Genomic DNA, 15784 nt, shown 5'->3' with positions numbered 1-15784 from the left:
ATTTTAGTATTTACGCATGGCAGGTCAAGGCATAGGCTTTCACGACATCTGAAACGACGGCTGGGACATGTACAAAACATCGAATTTGACAGCAATCAAGCTCGCCACCTGCCTGGGCTACCTGGTTGTTCAACTGGATGTCAGCGTGGTGAACGTAGGTCTGGGCGCTTTGAAATCAGCCTTCAATACCAATCTGACCGGGCTGCAGTGGGTGATCAACAGCTATGCGCTGGTGTTCTCTGCACTGCTCATCCTCGGTGGCGGCCTTGGCGACAAATTTGGCGCCAAACGGGTGTTCATCTTTGGCTTTGCCGTGTTCACATTGGCTTCGACCGGGTGTGGCATGGCGACAAGCATGCCGATACTGATTGCAATGCGCTGCGTTCAGGGCATTGGCGCTGCGTTTCTCATCCCCACCTCATTGATGCTGATCCGCCAGAACTTCGACGATCTGAACCAGCGGCGTTCCGCTGTTGCGCTATGGGGCGCCTGCGGCGGTATCGCGCTGGCGGCCGGCCCAGTATTGGGCGGGATGATGATCGAGCACCTGGGCTGGCGCAGCGTGTTTCTTATCAACATTCCGCTGGGGGCACTGGCGATCATGCTGACCTTGCGGTTCACGCCAGCATCGTCACGCATAGACAAAAAAATCGACGTCGCCGGGCAGATCAGTATTGCGATCTGCCTGGCGCTGCTGACATACGCGCTGACCGAGGCGAGCAGCCTGGGGTGGAGTGCAATCCCCGTCTCGAGCATGGGCCTTGCCGCGCTGGCTCTGGCGGTGTTCATACTCGTGGAAACGAAGGCGCAGGCGCCGATGTTGCCTGCCCGCCTGGCCCGCAATAACGTATTGCTCGCGACAATGTTCACCGGGGCAATTATCAATCTGACGTTCTTCGGCGTTGTCTTTGTGCTGAGCATCTATTTCCAGACGATCCTGCACTACGATGCCCTCCACACCGGGCTGGCGTTTATTCCCCTGACCGCCGTCATGACGATCTCGTCACTGACGTCCGCGCGTGTCGGCAAACGCATTAGTGCGCTAAGCATCATGACCACGGGCCTGGCGCTCCAGATTGTGGGATTTGCACTGCTTTCCCAGGTTGGGCCTGAGAGCTCATTCTGGCTGCTCAATGGCGCCTTGATAATCGTCGGTATTGGCAGCGCCTCTACCGTGCCTTCAATGAACAACTCCATGCTCGCAGCGGTCAGCCCTGAGGATGCCGGCATGGCCTCGGGCCTGATGTCGTCGGCGCGGCAACTGGGGGGTGTGGTTGGAGTGGCGGTCTTTGGAATCTTGATATCGAACGATGATCCAGACGCATTCGCTCACGGCATGTCCTGGTCGATGTGGGTCTGCGTGGCGGCGCTGGTAATGTGCATTCTGCTCAACCAGAAGCTGGTTCGCGCTCATCCCATATCCGCCCAGGCCCAGTAGATATTTATCCCGCTAACCAGGAGGGCCGCATGGCCAATTCAACTCGTTCCAATGACACCATCAGTTCCGTTGTAGAAGTAGACTATCCAGACTTCGCCAAACTGCCTGAAGCCGTTCGCACGAAATTCGAGAGCCTGCCCACCAAGGTCAATTTCTTTCGAATGATAGGCCACAGCGCCGGCGCATTCGTGCCGATGATTGACCTGACCAATGCGGTATTCCGCGACCTGACGATCTCCGATTATCACAAGGAGCTGCTGGTTCTGCTGGTGGCCGCTCATGAAGATGTGAGCTACGAATGGGAGCAGCATATTTCCATCGCTCAAGTCGCAGGGGTTCGCCCGGATCAGTTCATCGCCATTGCTGAGGAGCGGATCAATGACGACAAGGCCTTCAAGGAGGACGAGCAGGTTCTGCTGCGGTTCGGCAAGGCCATTCTCACCAACGGCAAAGCGCCTGGCGTGGTGTTCAACCACGCCTTGCAGCACTTTTCGGTTGAAGAATTGAGTGATGCAACCATCGTGATCGGTTACTACCGAATGGTGTCCAATTATCTTCTGACATTCAATGTCGAGACGGATGCCCAAAAGGATGGCAGCTGGATCAAGGGCTGATCTGTTCTCGTTGCAGCGCTGCGCAGGCCTTGGCGCGCTCCGCCTGGGCATTCAGCCATGCCGAGGTTCGGGCACAAAGCGGTGCATGATGATCGCCAGAAGCACCGGAATCAGCGCAACGTAGAACAGCCAGCGCCAGCCATGGTTGGGCATTATCCAGCCAGCCAACAAAGTATCGACGATATAGCCCACCGACCCTCCGGCCTGCAGCGTACCGAGCACAGTCGTGCGGTAGCGGGTGGGTAAATATTCGGACATCAGCGTGTTGCAGGCTACATAAAGGGCGCCGATGCCAAGGGAGGCGATGAACCGGTGATTGCGAACTGCAGGCCTGCCTTTGACCTTGGAGGATTTGGGCCTGAAATCTTTCGTAGAGCAAGAATGGCGAAAAGTAGCTGAAGCGGCATGTGATAAAAACGATACGATTCACAATATGCCGTCCGAATTTCGATCTGCCGATAATTGAACGCTGAGTAGCAAGGGCGCTGAGTTTAAATTAATGATTGGTATATACGTTGAATGATAAAGTGCGCCGCTGGCGGCGCTATCAGAAAATGATGGCGCTCAGGCGACAAGGCGTCGCGGTCATCGCCGATCGATTTCCGCAAATTGCCGTGGCCAAGATGAAAATCGACGGGCCTGGCCTCAGTGACTCGCCCCCTGGCAACGCGTTGGTTCGCTTGCTGGCGCGGTGTGAGCGGCTGTTGTACTGCTACATGGTCAGCTACCGCCCGAACGTGGTGATCCGTCTCAACGTCGATCTCGAAACGGCCTACAAGCGCAAGCCGGACCACCGCTATACATCGCTGGCCACCAAGATCGCCTTGGTACCGCAGTTGGAATACCAGGGCAGTCCGATCATCGATTTGGACAGCACGCAGCCGCTCGACGAAGTGATTGCGCAGGCCAGGCAGGCGATCAGTCTGCACCTGTCTCAACGGCATGCCGGGTGATGGGCAATCCTCGCCCCCCAATGCGGCTGGCCCCGCTGGTTGCCATCATCGGGCCGGACGGTTCCGGCAAGACCACCACGGCCCACTACCTGTGTGCGCAGATTCCCAATAGCCAGTACGCCTACCTGGGCCTGGGTTCAGGGGCCTTGGGGCTGAAAATTCGCCAGTGGCCCCTGGTCGGACCGTTGATCGAGCGCTATCTCACCGCCAAGGCGGGCCGAGCGCGTACGCCTGGGGAGCGGATTCCCGGGCCCTTCACGGCAGCGGTCATCTACTGGTTTGGTCGGCGGCGAATGGGCCGCTTCCTGCGCATGCTGCAGGTGCGCGAAAGTGGCCGCTTGGTGATCTGTGATCGCTACCCGCAAGTGCAAATCGCCGGACTCAACGATGGTCCGGGGTTATCTGCCGCCAGCGCTACCGGCTGGCTGACCGCGTGGCTGGCCCGACGCGAGCGGGAACTGTACATCGAGATGGCCCATATACCGCCCACCCTCGTCATCCGCCTCAATGTGGACGCTCGCACCGCCTGGGCGCGCAAGCCCGACCATGATCTAGCCCTGATCGAACGCAAGGTCGCCGCTAACGCTGCGTTGAAGTTTCCGGGGGGGGGCGGGTCGTCGAGGTCGATGCGCGATTGCCCCAAGCCCAGGTCCAAGCCATCTGCCAGCAGCTCATCGAAAGGCTGGTCGATCAGACCCTTTGATTTCCCTCAAATCTCGAATCGCAGGTTGCATGCGTTGAACAACACTAAGCCCTTCCAAAGCCCAAGCGTTCCGGGTGCTGATGCCGCGCTGCCCAGACGTTACTCCAACACCCGTTCGCTGGCCCGTATGTACCTGTTCTTCTGGTACTTTTCCGGGCCCCTGCAATTATTGATCTTCCATGCCGGTGTCGCTGGGCTCAAGGGCTTCTGGCAGGCCAGTGCCGTGAGTCTGCTGTGGCTGATCCCGCCGCTGCTGTTGCCGCGCTGGACGCGGCCCATCGTGGGGATCACAGGGCTATTGTTGTGGATGTGTTCGCTGACGGCGCTGGCTTATTTTCTGATCTATGGCCAGGAGTTTTCCCAGAGCGCGATCTTCATCATGTTCGACTCGAACATGAACGAGTCCAGCGAGTATATTTCCCAGTACTTCTCCTGGTCGAAGGCGGCCGCACTGTTGGCCTATACCCTCATCGCGCTGGTGCTGTGGGTCAGGGTGCGCCCAGTAGCATTTTCCAGCCGCGCCAGGATTGTCCTGTGCCTGGTGATCGCGTTCGTGTCGGTGGGCTATTCGGCTATTCATGAGTTGCGCAAGCGTGGCGACCTGGACATGCGCATTGGCAAGTTCGAACAGAACCTGCAATCGGCGGCGCCCTGGCAGATGGTCATCGGCTACACGCAGTATCGCCAGCAGCTGACTGACATGGGGCAGATGTTCGATAACTGGAAAGCCATCCCGCCCCTGCAGCATCTGGTCGATAGCAACGCCGCGCAACCCGCGACGCTGGTCCTGGTGATCGGCGAGTCGACTGACCGCCAGCGCATGAGTCTGTACGGTTACCCGCGCCAGACCACCCCGCAACTTGACGCCCTGCGCCCCGAGCTGGATGTGTTCGATAACGTCGTCGCGCCACGCCCCTACACCATCGAAGTGCTGCAGCAGGTGCTGACGTTCGCTGACCAAACGCATCCAGACCTGTACCTGAGCACGCCATCGTTGATCAGCATGATGAAGCAGGCGGGCTACAAGACGTTCTGGATCACCAATCAGCAGACCATGACCCAGCGCAACACCATGCTCACGACCTTCTCCAAACAGGCAGACGAGCAGGTCTACCTGAACAACAACCGGGACCAGAATTCCACCAGCCAGTACGACGACGATGTGCTGGAACCCTTTGCCCATGTGCTCCAGGACAAGGCGCCGCGCAAGCTGATCATCGTGCACCTGTTGGGGACCCATATGGACTATCGCTATCGGTATCCCAAAGACTACGCACGCTTCAAGGACAGCGCGCAGGTACCGCCTTACGTCACCGGCAAGAAGCTGCACAAGTACAACGATTGCGACAACGCCGTGTTGTACAACGATCACGTCGTGAGTTCGTTGATCGACCGCTTCAAGGGCTCAGACCCCCGCGGCTTCCTGCTCTACCTGTCCGATCATGGCGAGTCGGTCTACGACCCCGTCGCGCCGCACATGCTGGGACGTAACGAGCAAGCGCCCACCCGGCCAATGTACACCGTGCCGTTCCTGGTATGGCGTTCGCCGAGCTGGAAGCAGGACCACCCGCTCGATCTGCACGATGCGCTGCACCGGGAGTGGACCACGTCGCACTTCATCCACACCTGGGCGGATCTGGCAGGGCTGCGCTTCGACACGTTCGAACCGTGGAAAAGCTTGGTCAACCCCGCGTACCAGCGTGGCCAGCTGCTGATTGGCGACCCTCGACAACCGGCCAAGCTGCGCGACTTCGACACCCTGGAAAAGGCGCCGTAGCGACCGGGTCAGGGCGCGCCGCTGGTGCTCAGGTTGCCCATGTATTGCTCCAGTCGGGTGCGCAACCAGCGCTCGGCTGGATCGTTGTCGGTCAGGCTCAGCCAGACCATGGACAACTCCATGGTGGAGACTGCAAATGGGCAGGGTTCGTCGCGCAGATTACCCCATTCCAGCAGTGCTTTCGCTGCGTAGTCCGGGCAACTTGCCAGCAAGTCAGTACCCTTGAGTGCCGCTGGCAATGAGCTGAACTGCGGGATGGACAGCACCACCCTGCGCTCGCGGCCAATGCTGGCCAGGTATTCGTCGACAATGCCGTGAACATTGGCCGTGTAGGACACCTGAACGTGCGGGCGGGCACAGAACTCGTCCAGTGTCAGGGGCGTATCGCTGTTGTCGGCGCGCAGAATGCGCGGTTCGATGCGTCTGAGCAGCTTGCGCTTGGCGTTAGCCGGCAGTTCACGGGTCTCGGTGATGCCGACGGTAATTTCCCCCGATGCCAGCAGATCGGGAATGCGCCAGTAGTCCGCATGCTGGATGATCACGATGACGTGGGGGGCTTCGGTGCGCAGCGCTTGCAGAAAGCGCGGCAGCAGCGCGAATTCGACGTCGTCGGAGAGCCCGATCTTGAAGGTCAGGCGGCTTTGCAGTGGGTCGAACTGGTAAGCGTGGCTGAGCGCCGTGGCCAGCGAATCCAAGGCCGGCGACAGGTGCCGGAAGATTTCTTCGGCACGTCGCGTGGGTTCCATGCGATGCCCGATGCGGACGAACAGCGGATCGCCGAACTCCTTTCGCAAGCGCGCCAACGCCGTGCTCACGGTGGGCTGGCCGAGGTGCAGCTTCTCAGCGACCCGGGTGACGTTCTGTTCCTGGATGAGCGCTTCGAAAATGACCATCAAGTTGATGTCGGATTTTCGTAATTCGTTTCGATTCATGGGGGCCTTTCAAGCGCCGTGCAGGCCAATGTACGGTGGTGGCTGGATGATTGAGCGAACAAGCGCCGGGTAGATGAAGATGCGCGCGTGCGCACCGCGCAAGCAGCTGCAGACAAGGGCGCGGAAACTAGCATCTGGTGATGGGCACGACTACGGTGTTTTGCACAACGTTTAGTTGCGTATTACGCAACAATCTCGAATGCGCAGGGAGGATCAAGTGCGACTTGCTCGTTTAACCTGGATTGAATCTGGCCGCGCGGCTATAGGTTGCTCAGCAGTGGGTAGCGGCGCCGCGCGTGCGATCCCGCTGATGGATATCTGTAATGGGCGCGCCGACGGTCATATGCAAACCGATATGTTTCAACCTGATCTGCAAGGCCTGGATCTGCTGCCCTCGGACGGCGAGCTGAATGATTTCGGCAGGGTCTTCTGCGGCCGCGAAGCCGACATTATTCTGCACCGCTTGCTGCGAGACGTACCTTGGCAGGCGGATACCGCCTTGGTGAACGGCCAGGTCATCAAGAGCGGGCGCCAGGTGGCGTGGTATGCCGATGATAAATTTCGATACAGCCATTCAGGGCTGCTGCGTGAAGCCATTGTGTGGGAGTTGCCCATCCTCGAACTGATCAAGAACCGGGTCGAACGGGTCACGGGTGCGACCTTCAACAGCTGTGTGCTCAATCTGTATCACAACGGCAGCCAGGGATTGGGCTGGCACAGTGATCGGGAGGCAGTCGGTGCGGACTGGATGCCCACTGGCGACGACACGGGTCGATGCAAAGGTGGGACAGCCCGCCGGAGCGAGCTCTCCCGTCCCCCACCCTGTGTCAGGCGTTACGCGCCTGGCTTGAGGACAACCTTGGTCCATCCATCATCACGGGCATCGAAGTGCTTGTAGGCGTCAGGCCCTTCGGACAACTTCAGGCTATGGGAAATAATCTGCGAAGGCTTGGCACGGTCATGCTCGATCAGCTTGGCCAACCGGCGGTTATAGGCTTTGACGTTGGCCTGCCCGGTACGGATCTGCTGACCCTTGAACCAGAACGAACCGAAGTCGAACGCCATCTTGCCTTGCTTGGCCAGTTCGTTTTCCGCCCCCGGGTCCTGTGGTACGAATACCCCAACGACGCCTATCCCGCCGGTGGGTTTGGTGGACGCCACCAGATTGTTCATGGTCAGGTGATTGGCTTCATGGCCGTGTTTGTCGCAGCACTGATAGCCGACGCATTCGCAGCCACGGTCGGTACCTTTACCCTCGGTCAGATTCAGAATCTGCTCGACCGCTTCTTTTTCCACCGCGTTGATCGGGGTAGCGCCCAGCTTGGCGGCCAGCGCCAGGCGGTCAGGGTGGCTGTCAACCACAAACACTTGCGACGCACCCTTGATCATTGCTGAATGGGCCGCCATCAGTCCTACCGGACCGGCGCCGTAAATAGCGATACTTTCGCCAGGCAACAGTCCCGAGAGCTCGGTGGCATGCCAGCCCGTGGGAAAAATATCCGAAAGCATGACGTAATCGTTTTCTTTCTCCTGAGCGCCTTCCGGCAACACCAGGCAGTTGAAATCGGCATAGGGCACACGCAGCAACTCGGCCTGGCCACCCTGATACGGCCCCATGTCGGCGAAGCCATAAGCGCCCCCGGCACTACCGGGGTTGACGGTCAAACAGTAACCGGTGAGGCCTTTTTCGCAGTTTTCGCAAAAACCGCAGCCAATATTGAAAGGCAGGCAAACGATGTCTCCGACTTTGACGCGGTCGACACCGGCCCCGACTTCAATCACCTCTCCGAGGTTTTCGTGACCCAGAATTCTGCCGGTCTCAAAGCTGGTACGGCCTTCATACATATGCAGGTCCGACCCACATATATTGGTCGTGGTAATACGTACCAGCGCATCGGTGGGCTTTTCGATCTTGGCATCGGGAACGTTGCGAACGCTGACGTCGTGGGGGCCGTTATAGACGATTGCTTTCATGTCGCTCTCCGGTAATGGTGAATCATAAATTCATATCGCTCGGAGTGTCTGGCACGGGATCGGCAAGGGCGTTCCCGCCAAATTGCAACGAGGCCGACCAACGGTATTAGTTGCTTGGATTGTCATTGCCATAGGTTGGATTTTATCAATCGCAACTGTTTACTTGATGTCTACAGTTTGTAGAGTTGGAGTCTATCAAGTTGGAAGTTTCGCCGTGGTAATCTATTAGAGTCACGCGACGCACCGGTATTTCGCCGGTCAAACGCAGTGAGTGGGTTCATATAATTCAAATAAATCGGGAGATCCAACTTGTCTGTTACTTCACCTGTGCAAAAACCAAGCGTCTCAATGGGGTTGAGGCTTTATACCGTTATTCTGGGAATAATCCTCTTGGTAGCAGGTGCCTACCTGGTCTACGGAGGCGGCCAACTGATCGGTTTGGGCGGGTCGTTTTACTATCTGCCTGCGGGCATCGCGTTGATCCTCGTTGCGGTGCTGTTGCTGCGGTGTGATCCGCGAGCGCTGTATCTGTTTGGTGCGTTTTTTATCGTTACCCTCGTCTGGGCGTTCGTCGAAGCCGGCCTGCAGTTTTGGCCCCTCGCTGCGCGGCTGGGCATGTTCGCGGTCCTGGGGATGTTCATCGCGCTGTGCACGCCGGCGTTGGCCAAGGCGCAGGGCAAGGTGGACGCGCGATTGTGTGGAGTTTCCTACGCCAGCGCCGCGGTACTTGGCATTGCGCTGATCGCAGCGTTCATCAACGCGTTCAGTCCCATCTGGTTGGTCAAGCCGGGTAATGCTCCCTCAGCGGCGACCGACTACAGCGACTCGACCGATCAACACCGGTCGGTCGGTTTTGGTCGGACGCCCTCTGGCGAGAACTTCGCCCCGGACAAGCAGATAACGCTGGATAACGTCAGCAGCTTGCAAGTGGCCTGGACGCTACGCAGCGGTGACGTGACCTTCAATGGCGCCGAAAACCAGAATTCGCCGCTGCAGATCGGCAATACCTTGTACCCCTGCACCCCGACCAACCAGGTGATGGCGGTACGCGGCGATACGGGGGAAGTGCTGTGGCGCTTCGATCCCAAGGTGACAGTTAAAAGCGCGGCCGGCTGGATGCGCTGCCGTTCGTTGGCGTACATGGAGGTCGCCGATCTACCCGATGGGGCGCCCGGCAAGACACGGGTATACCTCACCACCGGTGACATGCGCCTGATTGCCCTGGACGCGAAAACCGGTCAGCCGGTGGCCGACTTTGGCGAAAACGGCACCGTATTCCTGGCCACCGGCATGGGCGCGGTGATTCCCGGGTTTTATAACCCGACCTCGGGCCCGGTGCTTGCTGGCAAGAACCTCATCGTCGGCGGCTGGGTCATGGACAACCAATCCACCGACGAGCCTTCCGGGGTGGTGCGAGCATTCGACGCCGTGACCGGCAAGCTCGCCTGGGCGTGGGACGTCGGCCGCCCCGGTCAGCCGAATCCGCCGGCACCGGGGACCAGCTACACCCGCAGCACGCCGAACATGTGGGCGACGCCGACGTTCGACGCCGAGCTGAACACGGTGTATCTGCCAACCGGTAACGGCACCCCGGATATGTTCGGCGGCAAGCGCTCGCCCGAGACGGATCGCGTCAGCACTTCGGTGGTCGCGCTGGATGCCAGTACCGGCCAGGAGCGTTGGACTTACCAGCTCGTGCACCACGATATCTGGGATTACGATCTGCCTTCCAAGCCTGTGCTCTACGACATGCCGGATGGCAAAGGCGGACGTATCCCGGCGCTGATCCAGGCCAGCAAGAATGGCGAGATCTTCGTGCTGGACCGCCGCACCGGCGTACCGATCACCAAGGTCGAGGAACGCCCCGTACCAGGCGATGGCGTAGCGGGCGAACGTTTGTCCAAGACCCAGCCTTACTCGGTGGGCATGCCGAGCATGCGTGACACGGTGCTCAGCGAAGCGAAAATGTGGGGCATCACCCCGCTGGATCAGTTGAGCTGCCGAATCCAGTTCAAGAAGCTCTACTATGCCGGCGACTACACACCGCCGCAGATGGAATGGTTTCTTCAGAACCCGTCATGGTTCGGTACCACCAACTGGGGTGGCCAGTCGATCGACAAACGTCACGACCTGATGATCGTCAACGACATGCGCGTGATGATGAAAGGGCGCTTGCTGACTCGCGATCAGCAAATCCAGCGCGCACGTGAGTCGGGCAAAACCGACCACAACGTCGGTGGTGTCGTGCCGATGGACAACACGCCATATGGTGCCGAACGTGGCATGGTGCAGTCGGTCCTGGGTGTACCGTGTACTACTCCACCGTTCGGCACTATGGCGGCCATCGACATGAAAACTCGAAAAGTGCTCTGGCAGCGCTCGTTAGGGACTCCGGAGCAGTTCGGGCCGCTGGGGCTCAAGACTCACCTGCCGATCGAACTGGGCATGCCGACGCTGGGCGGCGCCACCACCACCGCTTCAGGGCTGATCTTCTTCTCCGCGACTTCGGACTATTACCTGCGTGCATTGAATGCACTGACGGGGGAGGTCGTATGGAAAAGTCCGCTGCCGGTGGGCGCAGGGGCCACGCCACTGGTGTTCACCTCGCCTAAGGACGGTCGCCAATATGTCGTGGTTACCGCTGGAGGCACGCGCGCGGCGCCGGATCATGGCGACTACATCATTGCGTTTGCGCTGCCCAATAAGTAACGCGTGACCGTAAGGAGGAGCAGGTCTCCTCCTTACGCCGCGCAGTTGAATACTTCTGAGGGCGACACACTGTCGTTGGCAACAAGACGCATGGGATGGGCGATCAGGCGATGCAGGCCCAGTTGAATAGTGACGCACCGTAAATATCCACGTTACGGCAAGTTACTTCAAATAAGTCCTGATCAAGGAAATGACTTCGTCTATTGAAGACTTTTGGGCCTGCGTGGCGTCATCCAGACCGGTGAACTCTTCTCGCAGATGGCTCTCCAGCACCCCTGCCATCAAGCCGTTCACGGCGCCACGCATTGCGGCTATCTGCTGAAGCACCGGACCGCATTCAGCACCTTCTGTCAGCGCCGTTTCCAAGGCGTCCAGTTGTCCGCGGACGCGGCGAATACGTGCAAGAACACGTTTTTTCTCTTCTGGTGTGTGCGGCATGGAACCCCCTATCGTGTTACCTGGCGGGGGAGTCTACACATCTACCGCAGGGCAGTATATCCAGCCACGCGCAGCTACCTTTGACGAAGAGGGGGGCAAGCGGTGATCGCGCTGCTGACCGCTAACGGTCATTATCGGGTGCTGATGCCTCCAGATGCTGTGCCAGGCTTTGCAAAAACAACGTGATTGCCGCCTCATTACGTTTGAAGAAACGGAAAGTCCCTGCGCTTTGCATCTCTACCAGCCCCGCGCGTTTCAATTGCGCCATATGCGTTGAAACCGTTGATTGCGACAGTCCGCAACGCCGTGCGATCTCACTCAAGCAGACGCCAAGCTCCATCCCGTGGTGTTGCTCCGGGAAATACTTGTGCGGCTGCTTGAGCCATTCGAGAATGTCTCGCCTCGCGAGGTGCGCGATAGCCTTTATCAGCGCGTCCAGGTCGGTCAGCGGCGCCGCACTTCTAGAGTCGTCACGCGGATTATTCTGTGACACCTTCAGACCCTCATCAGCCATACGTAAAGAGCCGCGTCAGTCCAGCAGATCGCCAATCGACTCGGCGGCGAGTTGGTAGGAAAGGCAGCGCGCCTGACTGTCATGAATCCGCGCGTCGATGATGACTTCGTCCGCCTGCGTTGTGGCAATGAACTGTCGAAGCCAGTTACCCACGTCTTCGACATCGCCCACGGCGGTGCAGGACATGGCCTGGAACAGGTTGTGCCGTTCGTAGTCGGACAATCCCCGCATGAAGCCTTCTGTGGGCAGCGGCAGCGGCCCTGGCTTGCCGCTATAGAGATCGTGGACCCAGTGCTGGTGGGAGCTGGCCAGGAACTCTGCCTCGGCGCGATCGGGTGCCGCAAAGACATTGGCACCCGCGATCACGTACGGCCTGTCGAGCACCGCTGAGGGACGAAAGGTCGATCGATAGTGCTCGATCGCTTGCATCAAAAAGCGTGGGGCAAAATGCGAGGCGAACGCGTAGGGCAAGCCGTTTCTCGCTGCCATGTCTGCACTGTTCGGACTCGAGCCCAGCAACCAGAGCGGTAGGCTGTGATCGCCTGGAATTGCCCGGACCGGCTGACTGCCATCGTCGGCGAGGTAGCCGGTCAGTTGCTGCACGTCTTGCTCGAAATCGCGTTCCGTGGCATCCCCGCGCAACGCGCGAATCGCGGCCCCGGCCGAGCCCGGTGCACGTCCAACGCCGAGGTCAATGCGCCCGGGAAACAGCGTGTCCAGCGTGCCGAATTGTTCGGCCACGGCCAGCGGCGAGTGGTTGGGCAGCATGATGCCGCCGGACCCGACGCGCAACGTGGTAGTCGCCGCAGCCAGGTGTTGAATCAGCAAGGTTGTGGCGCTGGAAGCGATCCCCGGCAAATCGTGGTGCTCGGCGACCCAGTAGCGTTTGTAGCCGTGCGCTTCGACGTGCTGGGCCAGCGCTACGGCATCGTTCAGTGTATTGGCGAAGGTGTTGCCTTCGCCGATCATCATCAAGTCAAGTACGGATAAGGCAGTCATTACAGAATCTCGCTGAAAACGTGGATAGGTCAGGCGTCTGCGCGTAAGGGTGCCCAGGTCGGATGCGCCTGCAGACGTCGGTCAATGTCTCGCAAGGTCGTGAGGCAACGTTGCAGCTTGAGGTAGATATCCCCGCCGTAATCCCAACCCAGTACACCGATGCTGCCGGTGTAGCCGACACGGTTCAGGGCGTCGATCACTGCAAAGTTGTCCATTTCGCCGCGGTCGACCGGCTCCATGGTGGCGGCACCGCCCCAGCCCAGTTGCGATAGCGCGCTGCCGGAAGTCACCACCTGCATCAGCCACGGTTTCATCGCCTGCAGCCGTTGTTCAAGCTGGCCTTCCTGGCTGGCATACCAGTGGTAGGCATTGAAAGAGGCGCCCAGACGGGGGTGGTTGAAGTGTTCGCAGATCTGCACCACTTGGCTGGTGGTCTGTGTCACGTGATGAAGGTGCGGATAGAGGGCGATGCGCAAGCCGCGCCGCTCGGCGATCGGCAGCAACGATTCAATGAAACGCAGGATCGCGGCGTTACCGTTGATGGAGGTCTGCACGGCCAATTCGATCAGTTCGACGCCCTCGACGGTTTCGACGACCTTGCGCAGCAGGTGGTCGTTGCGGCCTTCATGCAGCACCAGGTAAAGCCCTTCGACTTTGAGCCCGTGGCGTTCGCGGACTTGTGGCAAGAGGGTCAGGTCGGTCAAAGGCGTGCCGCCCCAGACGGAAACGGTGATGCCATCGTAGCCGAGGTCGGCGAGCATCGCGCATTGGGTCTCGAAGGCATAGACGCCCATCGACGAGTAAAAAAACGAGTCGAGCGCATGGACACAGTGATTCATGGAAAGGCCTCGCGATCAGTAGGGCAGTGGGTCGAGCACGGCCCACTCTGGATGGGCCGCCAGGCGCTGTTCCATGGAGCGGAAGGCGGTCATCGAACGACGCAGATTGCCGTACACGTCACCGCCCATGCTTTCCCAGCCCAGCACGCCCACGCGACCCTCGAAGCCTCGGCGTCGCAGGGCCCCCAGGAGTACGAAGTTATCCATTTCGCCTTCATCCAGAGGCTCGATGGTCGCCAGACCACCCCAGCCCAGTGGCGATAGGCGGCTGCCGGCGATGTTCACGTTGCGCAGCCAAGGCCACACGGCATCGAGTCGTTGCTCCAGGTGTTTTTCCTGGTTGGCGTACCAGTGGTAGCCATGGAAAACGATACCCAGGCGCGGATGGTCGAATTGCTCACACAGGGCAACGGCTTCGGTGGTGGTCTGCAGGCCGTAGCGTGCATGGGGATACAGGGCGATCTGCAGGTTGCGGCGCTCGCAGATCGGCAGCAGTCGTTCAAGCATACGGCGATCGAGGTCGGTCACCGTGTCGCCTGAATGCAACGCGAGCTCGATGGTCGAGCAGCCCTCCAGGCTTTCGAAAATGCTGAGGACGAACGCCTCGAGGCCCTCGCGATAGATCAGATAGACCGCACCGACATCGAGCCCCCACTGCGTCTTGATGTCAGGAATGGCGGCGAGATCCTTGCTCCAGGCTGACATGGTCATGCCTTGGTAGCCAGTCTCGACCAGCATTTCGCATTGTGCCTGCAGAGGGTAGGTCCCCAGGCGGGTCTGGAAAATGAAGTCCATATGATGGAGGGCATGTTTCATGCGGGCTGCTCCGTACGTAATCTGGCAGAAGTTGAGGTCAGGCTTGGGAAGTGCGGCAACACGTATTCACCGAGCTCGTCGATGACCTCCGAAGCATGGCGGCGTTGCGGCTTGAAATGCAGGGCGACATGGTTGACGCCTTGGTCCTGCTGGCGCTTCCACAGTTCGATCAGTGCATTGCGCCCGGCGCGCAACACGCGGCCCGGTTGTACCGGGAGGTCGGGGTCCTTGGCCAGGTCGAACAAGGTGCCGTACCCGTAAGGCTTGAAGCCATTGCCACCACAGGCCGCACGCCAGCGTTCGATGATCTGGGGGAGGAGTGCCGGGTTGGAGATGTAGGACAAGATGCCGTCGGTTTGCTCACCGATCCACTCCAGCGACTGGCCCGATTGACCAATGACAAGGGTCGGTAGGCGTGAAGCGGCAGGTTTGGGGACCAAGTCGAGGGAGCCGTCGAGGCGGCCATAGAATTTCGACGCATGGGTGGCCCAGTTTTCTTCCGTGGCTGCGCGCACCATCGCCAGCGCATCACGAAAGCGTTCGGCGCGGTTCTCGAACTCGAGGCCGAACGCCGGGTACTCCACGGGACGGTCTCCGGTTGCCAGGCCAAGGATGAACCGCCCACCGAGCAGTTGATCGATGCTGGCGGCCTGTTTGGCGACGATGAGCGGGTCGCGCAGTGGCAAGACGATCCCGGCGGTGCCGATGGTGATGCGCTGGGTGACGGCAGCCAGGTAGCCGGCGTACACCAAGGGGTCGAGTATTTGCCCGACGTCACCGAAGTTGGGATCGTAGAACGGTACATCGCGCAGCCAAATCGCGGCGAAGTTGGCCTCGTCAACTTTTTGCGCCATCAGCGCATGGTCTTCTAGCGTCGGGCCAGGGCTGTCAGGGTAACTTTCCAGGGGGGCAATAAAACCGAAAGTCAGATGGCCTGGCTGAAAAACCCGCGAGTAGCCACGGTGCGCCATCAATTCAGGGCTAAGAGGGGGCAGGGACGCATTGGTATTCATGACAATCCTCATACAGGGCCGGATTGGATCAGTCCGCCGACAAAGGTGCTTCTGGATGAGGTCAA

15 protein-coding genes and 1 pseudogene are annotated in these 15784 nt (G+C 59.5%); 6 read left to right on the top strand and 10 right to left on the bottom strand.

Annotated elements, in window-relative coordinates; translation table 11 throughout:
• The first annotated feature begins 67 nt into the window (after window positions 1-67).
• Complete coding sequence (locus tag REH34_RS04225) at window positions 68-1438, top strand: MFS transporter (protein ID WP_311970890.1); 1371 nt, start codon at window positions 68-70, stop codon at window positions 1436-1438.
• Window positions 1439-1467: 29 nt separating this feature from the next.
• Window positions 1468-2052, top strand: a complete 585-nt coding sequence (locus REH34_RS04220; RefSeq protein ID WP_226506975.1) for a carboxymuconolactone decarboxylase family protein — start codon at window positions 1468-1470, stop codon at window positions 2050-2052.
• Window positions 2053-2080: 28 nt separating this feature from the next.
• On the opposite strand, the pseudogene REH34_RS04215 reads toward REH34_RS04220, so the two are convergent.
• A pseudogene (locus REH34_RS04215) lies at window positions 2081-2364 on the bottom strand (MFS transporter); the annotation flags it as partial.
• Between the two features lie 203 nt (window positions 2365-2567).
• Here REH34_RS04215 and REH34_RS04210 point away from each other — a divergent pair.
• Both REH34_RS04210 and cptA read left to right on the top strand, forming a co-directional pair.
• Window positions 2568-3005, top strand: a complete 438-nt coding sequence (locus REH34_RS04210) for a nucleoside triphosphate hydrolase (RefSeq protein ID WP_311970889.1) — start codon at window positions 2568-2570, stop codon at window positions 3003-3005.
• A complete protein-coding gene (gene cptA / locus REH34_RS04205; protein ID WP_311970888.1) occupies window positions 3005-5485 on the top strand; it encodes a phosphoethanolamine transferase CptA in 2481 nt (826 codons plus the stop codon). Before REH34_RS04210 ends, cptA begins: the two co-directional genes overlap by 1 nt.
• A gap of 8 nt (window positions 5486-5493) precedes the next feature.
• Here the strand turns inward: cptA and REH34_RS04200 are convergent, their stop codons facing one another.
• Window positions 5494-6417, bottom strand: coding sequence for a LysR family transcriptional regulator (locus REH34_RS04200; protein WP_311970887.1), 924 nt, complete (start codon window positions 6415-6417; stop codon window positions 5494-5496).
• A 271-nt stretch (window positions 6418-6688) separates the two neighbouring features.
• Window positions 6689-6991, bottom strand: coding sequence for a hypothetical protein (locus tag REH34_RS04195; protein WP_311970886.1), 303 nt, complete (start codon window positions 6989-6991; stop codon window positions 6689-6691).
• On the opposite strand from REH34_RS04195, the gene REH34_RS30125 reads away from it, so the two are divergent.
• On the top strand, window positions 6881-7315 hold the full coding sequence (locus tag REH34_RS30125) for a hypothetical protein (protein ID WP_409373310.1): 435 nt from the start codon (window positions 6881-6883) through the stop codon (window positions 7313-7315). The two genes, REH34_RS04195 and REH34_RS30125, sit on opposite strands and share 111 nt — an antisense overlap.
• Here the strand turns inward: REH34_RS30125 and REH34_RS04190 are convergent.
• Window positions 7252-8391: a glutathione-independent formaldehyde dehydrogenase gene (locus tag REH34_RS04190; RefSeq protein WP_226506957.1), complete on the bottom strand. Its 1140-nt coding sequence runs from the start codon at window positions 8389-8391 to the stop codon at window positions 7252-7254. The two genes, REH34_RS30125 and REH34_RS04190, sit on opposite strands and share 64 nt — an antisense overlap.
• Before the next feature lie 348 nt (window positions 8392-8739).
• Here REH34_RS04190 and REH34_RS04185 point away from each other — a divergent pair, with 348 nt between their 5' ends.
• Window positions 8740-11100 carry a membrane-bound PQQ-dependent dehydrogenase, glucose/quinate/shikimate family gene (locus REH34_RS04185; protein WP_311970885.1) on the top strand — a complete coding sequence of 787 codons (2361 nt, stop codon included), beginning with the start codon at window positions 8740-8742 and terminating at the stop codon, window positions 11098-11100.
• Window positions 11101-11262: 162 nt separating this feature from the next.
• Here the strand turns inward: REH34_RS04185 and frmR are convergent, their stop codons facing one another.
• The 6 genes from frmR to REH34_RS04155 all read right to left on the bottom strand — a co-directional run bounded on the left by frmR (window position 11263) and on the right by REH34_RS04155 (window position 15719).
• Window positions 11263-11538 (bottom strand): formaldehyde-responsive transcriptional repressor FrmR, encoded by a 276-nt coding sequence (gene frmR / locus REH34_RS04180; protein WP_311970884.1) that lies wholly within the window; start codon window positions 11536-11538, stop codon window positions 11263-11265.
• A 121-nt stretch (window positions 11539-11659) separates the two neighbouring features.
• On the bottom strand, window positions 11660-12052 hold the full coding sequence (locus REH34_RS04175; protein ID WP_311970883.1) for a winged helix-turn-helix domain-containing protein: 393 nt from the start codon (window positions 12050-12052) through the stop codon (window positions 11660-11662).
• 15 nt (window positions 12053-12067) lie between these two features.
• A complete protein-coding gene (locus REH34_RS04170; protein ID WP_311970882.1) occupies window positions 12068-13051 on the bottom strand; it encodes an LLM class flavin-dependent oxidoreductase in 984 nt (327 codons plus the stop codon).
• A 29-nt stretch (window positions 13052-13080) separates the two neighbouring features.
• Entirely contained in the window at window positions 13081-13890 is an 810-nt protein-coding gene (locus REH34_RS04165; RefSeq protein WP_311970881.1) for a TIM barrel protein, read from the bottom strand.
• Window positions 13891-13905: 15 nt separating this feature from the next.
• On the bottom strand, window positions 13906-14706 hold the full coding sequence (locus REH34_RS04160) for a TIM barrel protein (protein ID WP_226506951.1): 801 nt from the start codon (window positions 14704-14706) through the stop codon (window positions 13906-13908).
• Window positions 14703-15719, bottom strand: coding sequence for an LLM class oxidoreductase (locus REH34_RS04155; RefSeq protein ID WP_226506950.1), 1017 nt, complete (start codon window positions 15717-15719; stop codon window positions 14703-14705). The genes REH34_RS04160 and REH34_RS04155 overlap by 4 nt, the downstream gene beginning before the upstream one ends.
• Window positions 15720-15784: the final 65 nt, after the last annotated feature.

This window comes from Pseudomonas baltica, from assembly GCF_031880315.1.
GTDB lineage: Bacteria > Pseudomonadota > Gammaproteobacteria > Pseudomonadales > Pseudomonadaceae > Aquipseudomonas.
Note: the sequence above shows the minus strand (reverse complement) of the source record. Positions and strands in the feature narration are given on the sequence as shown.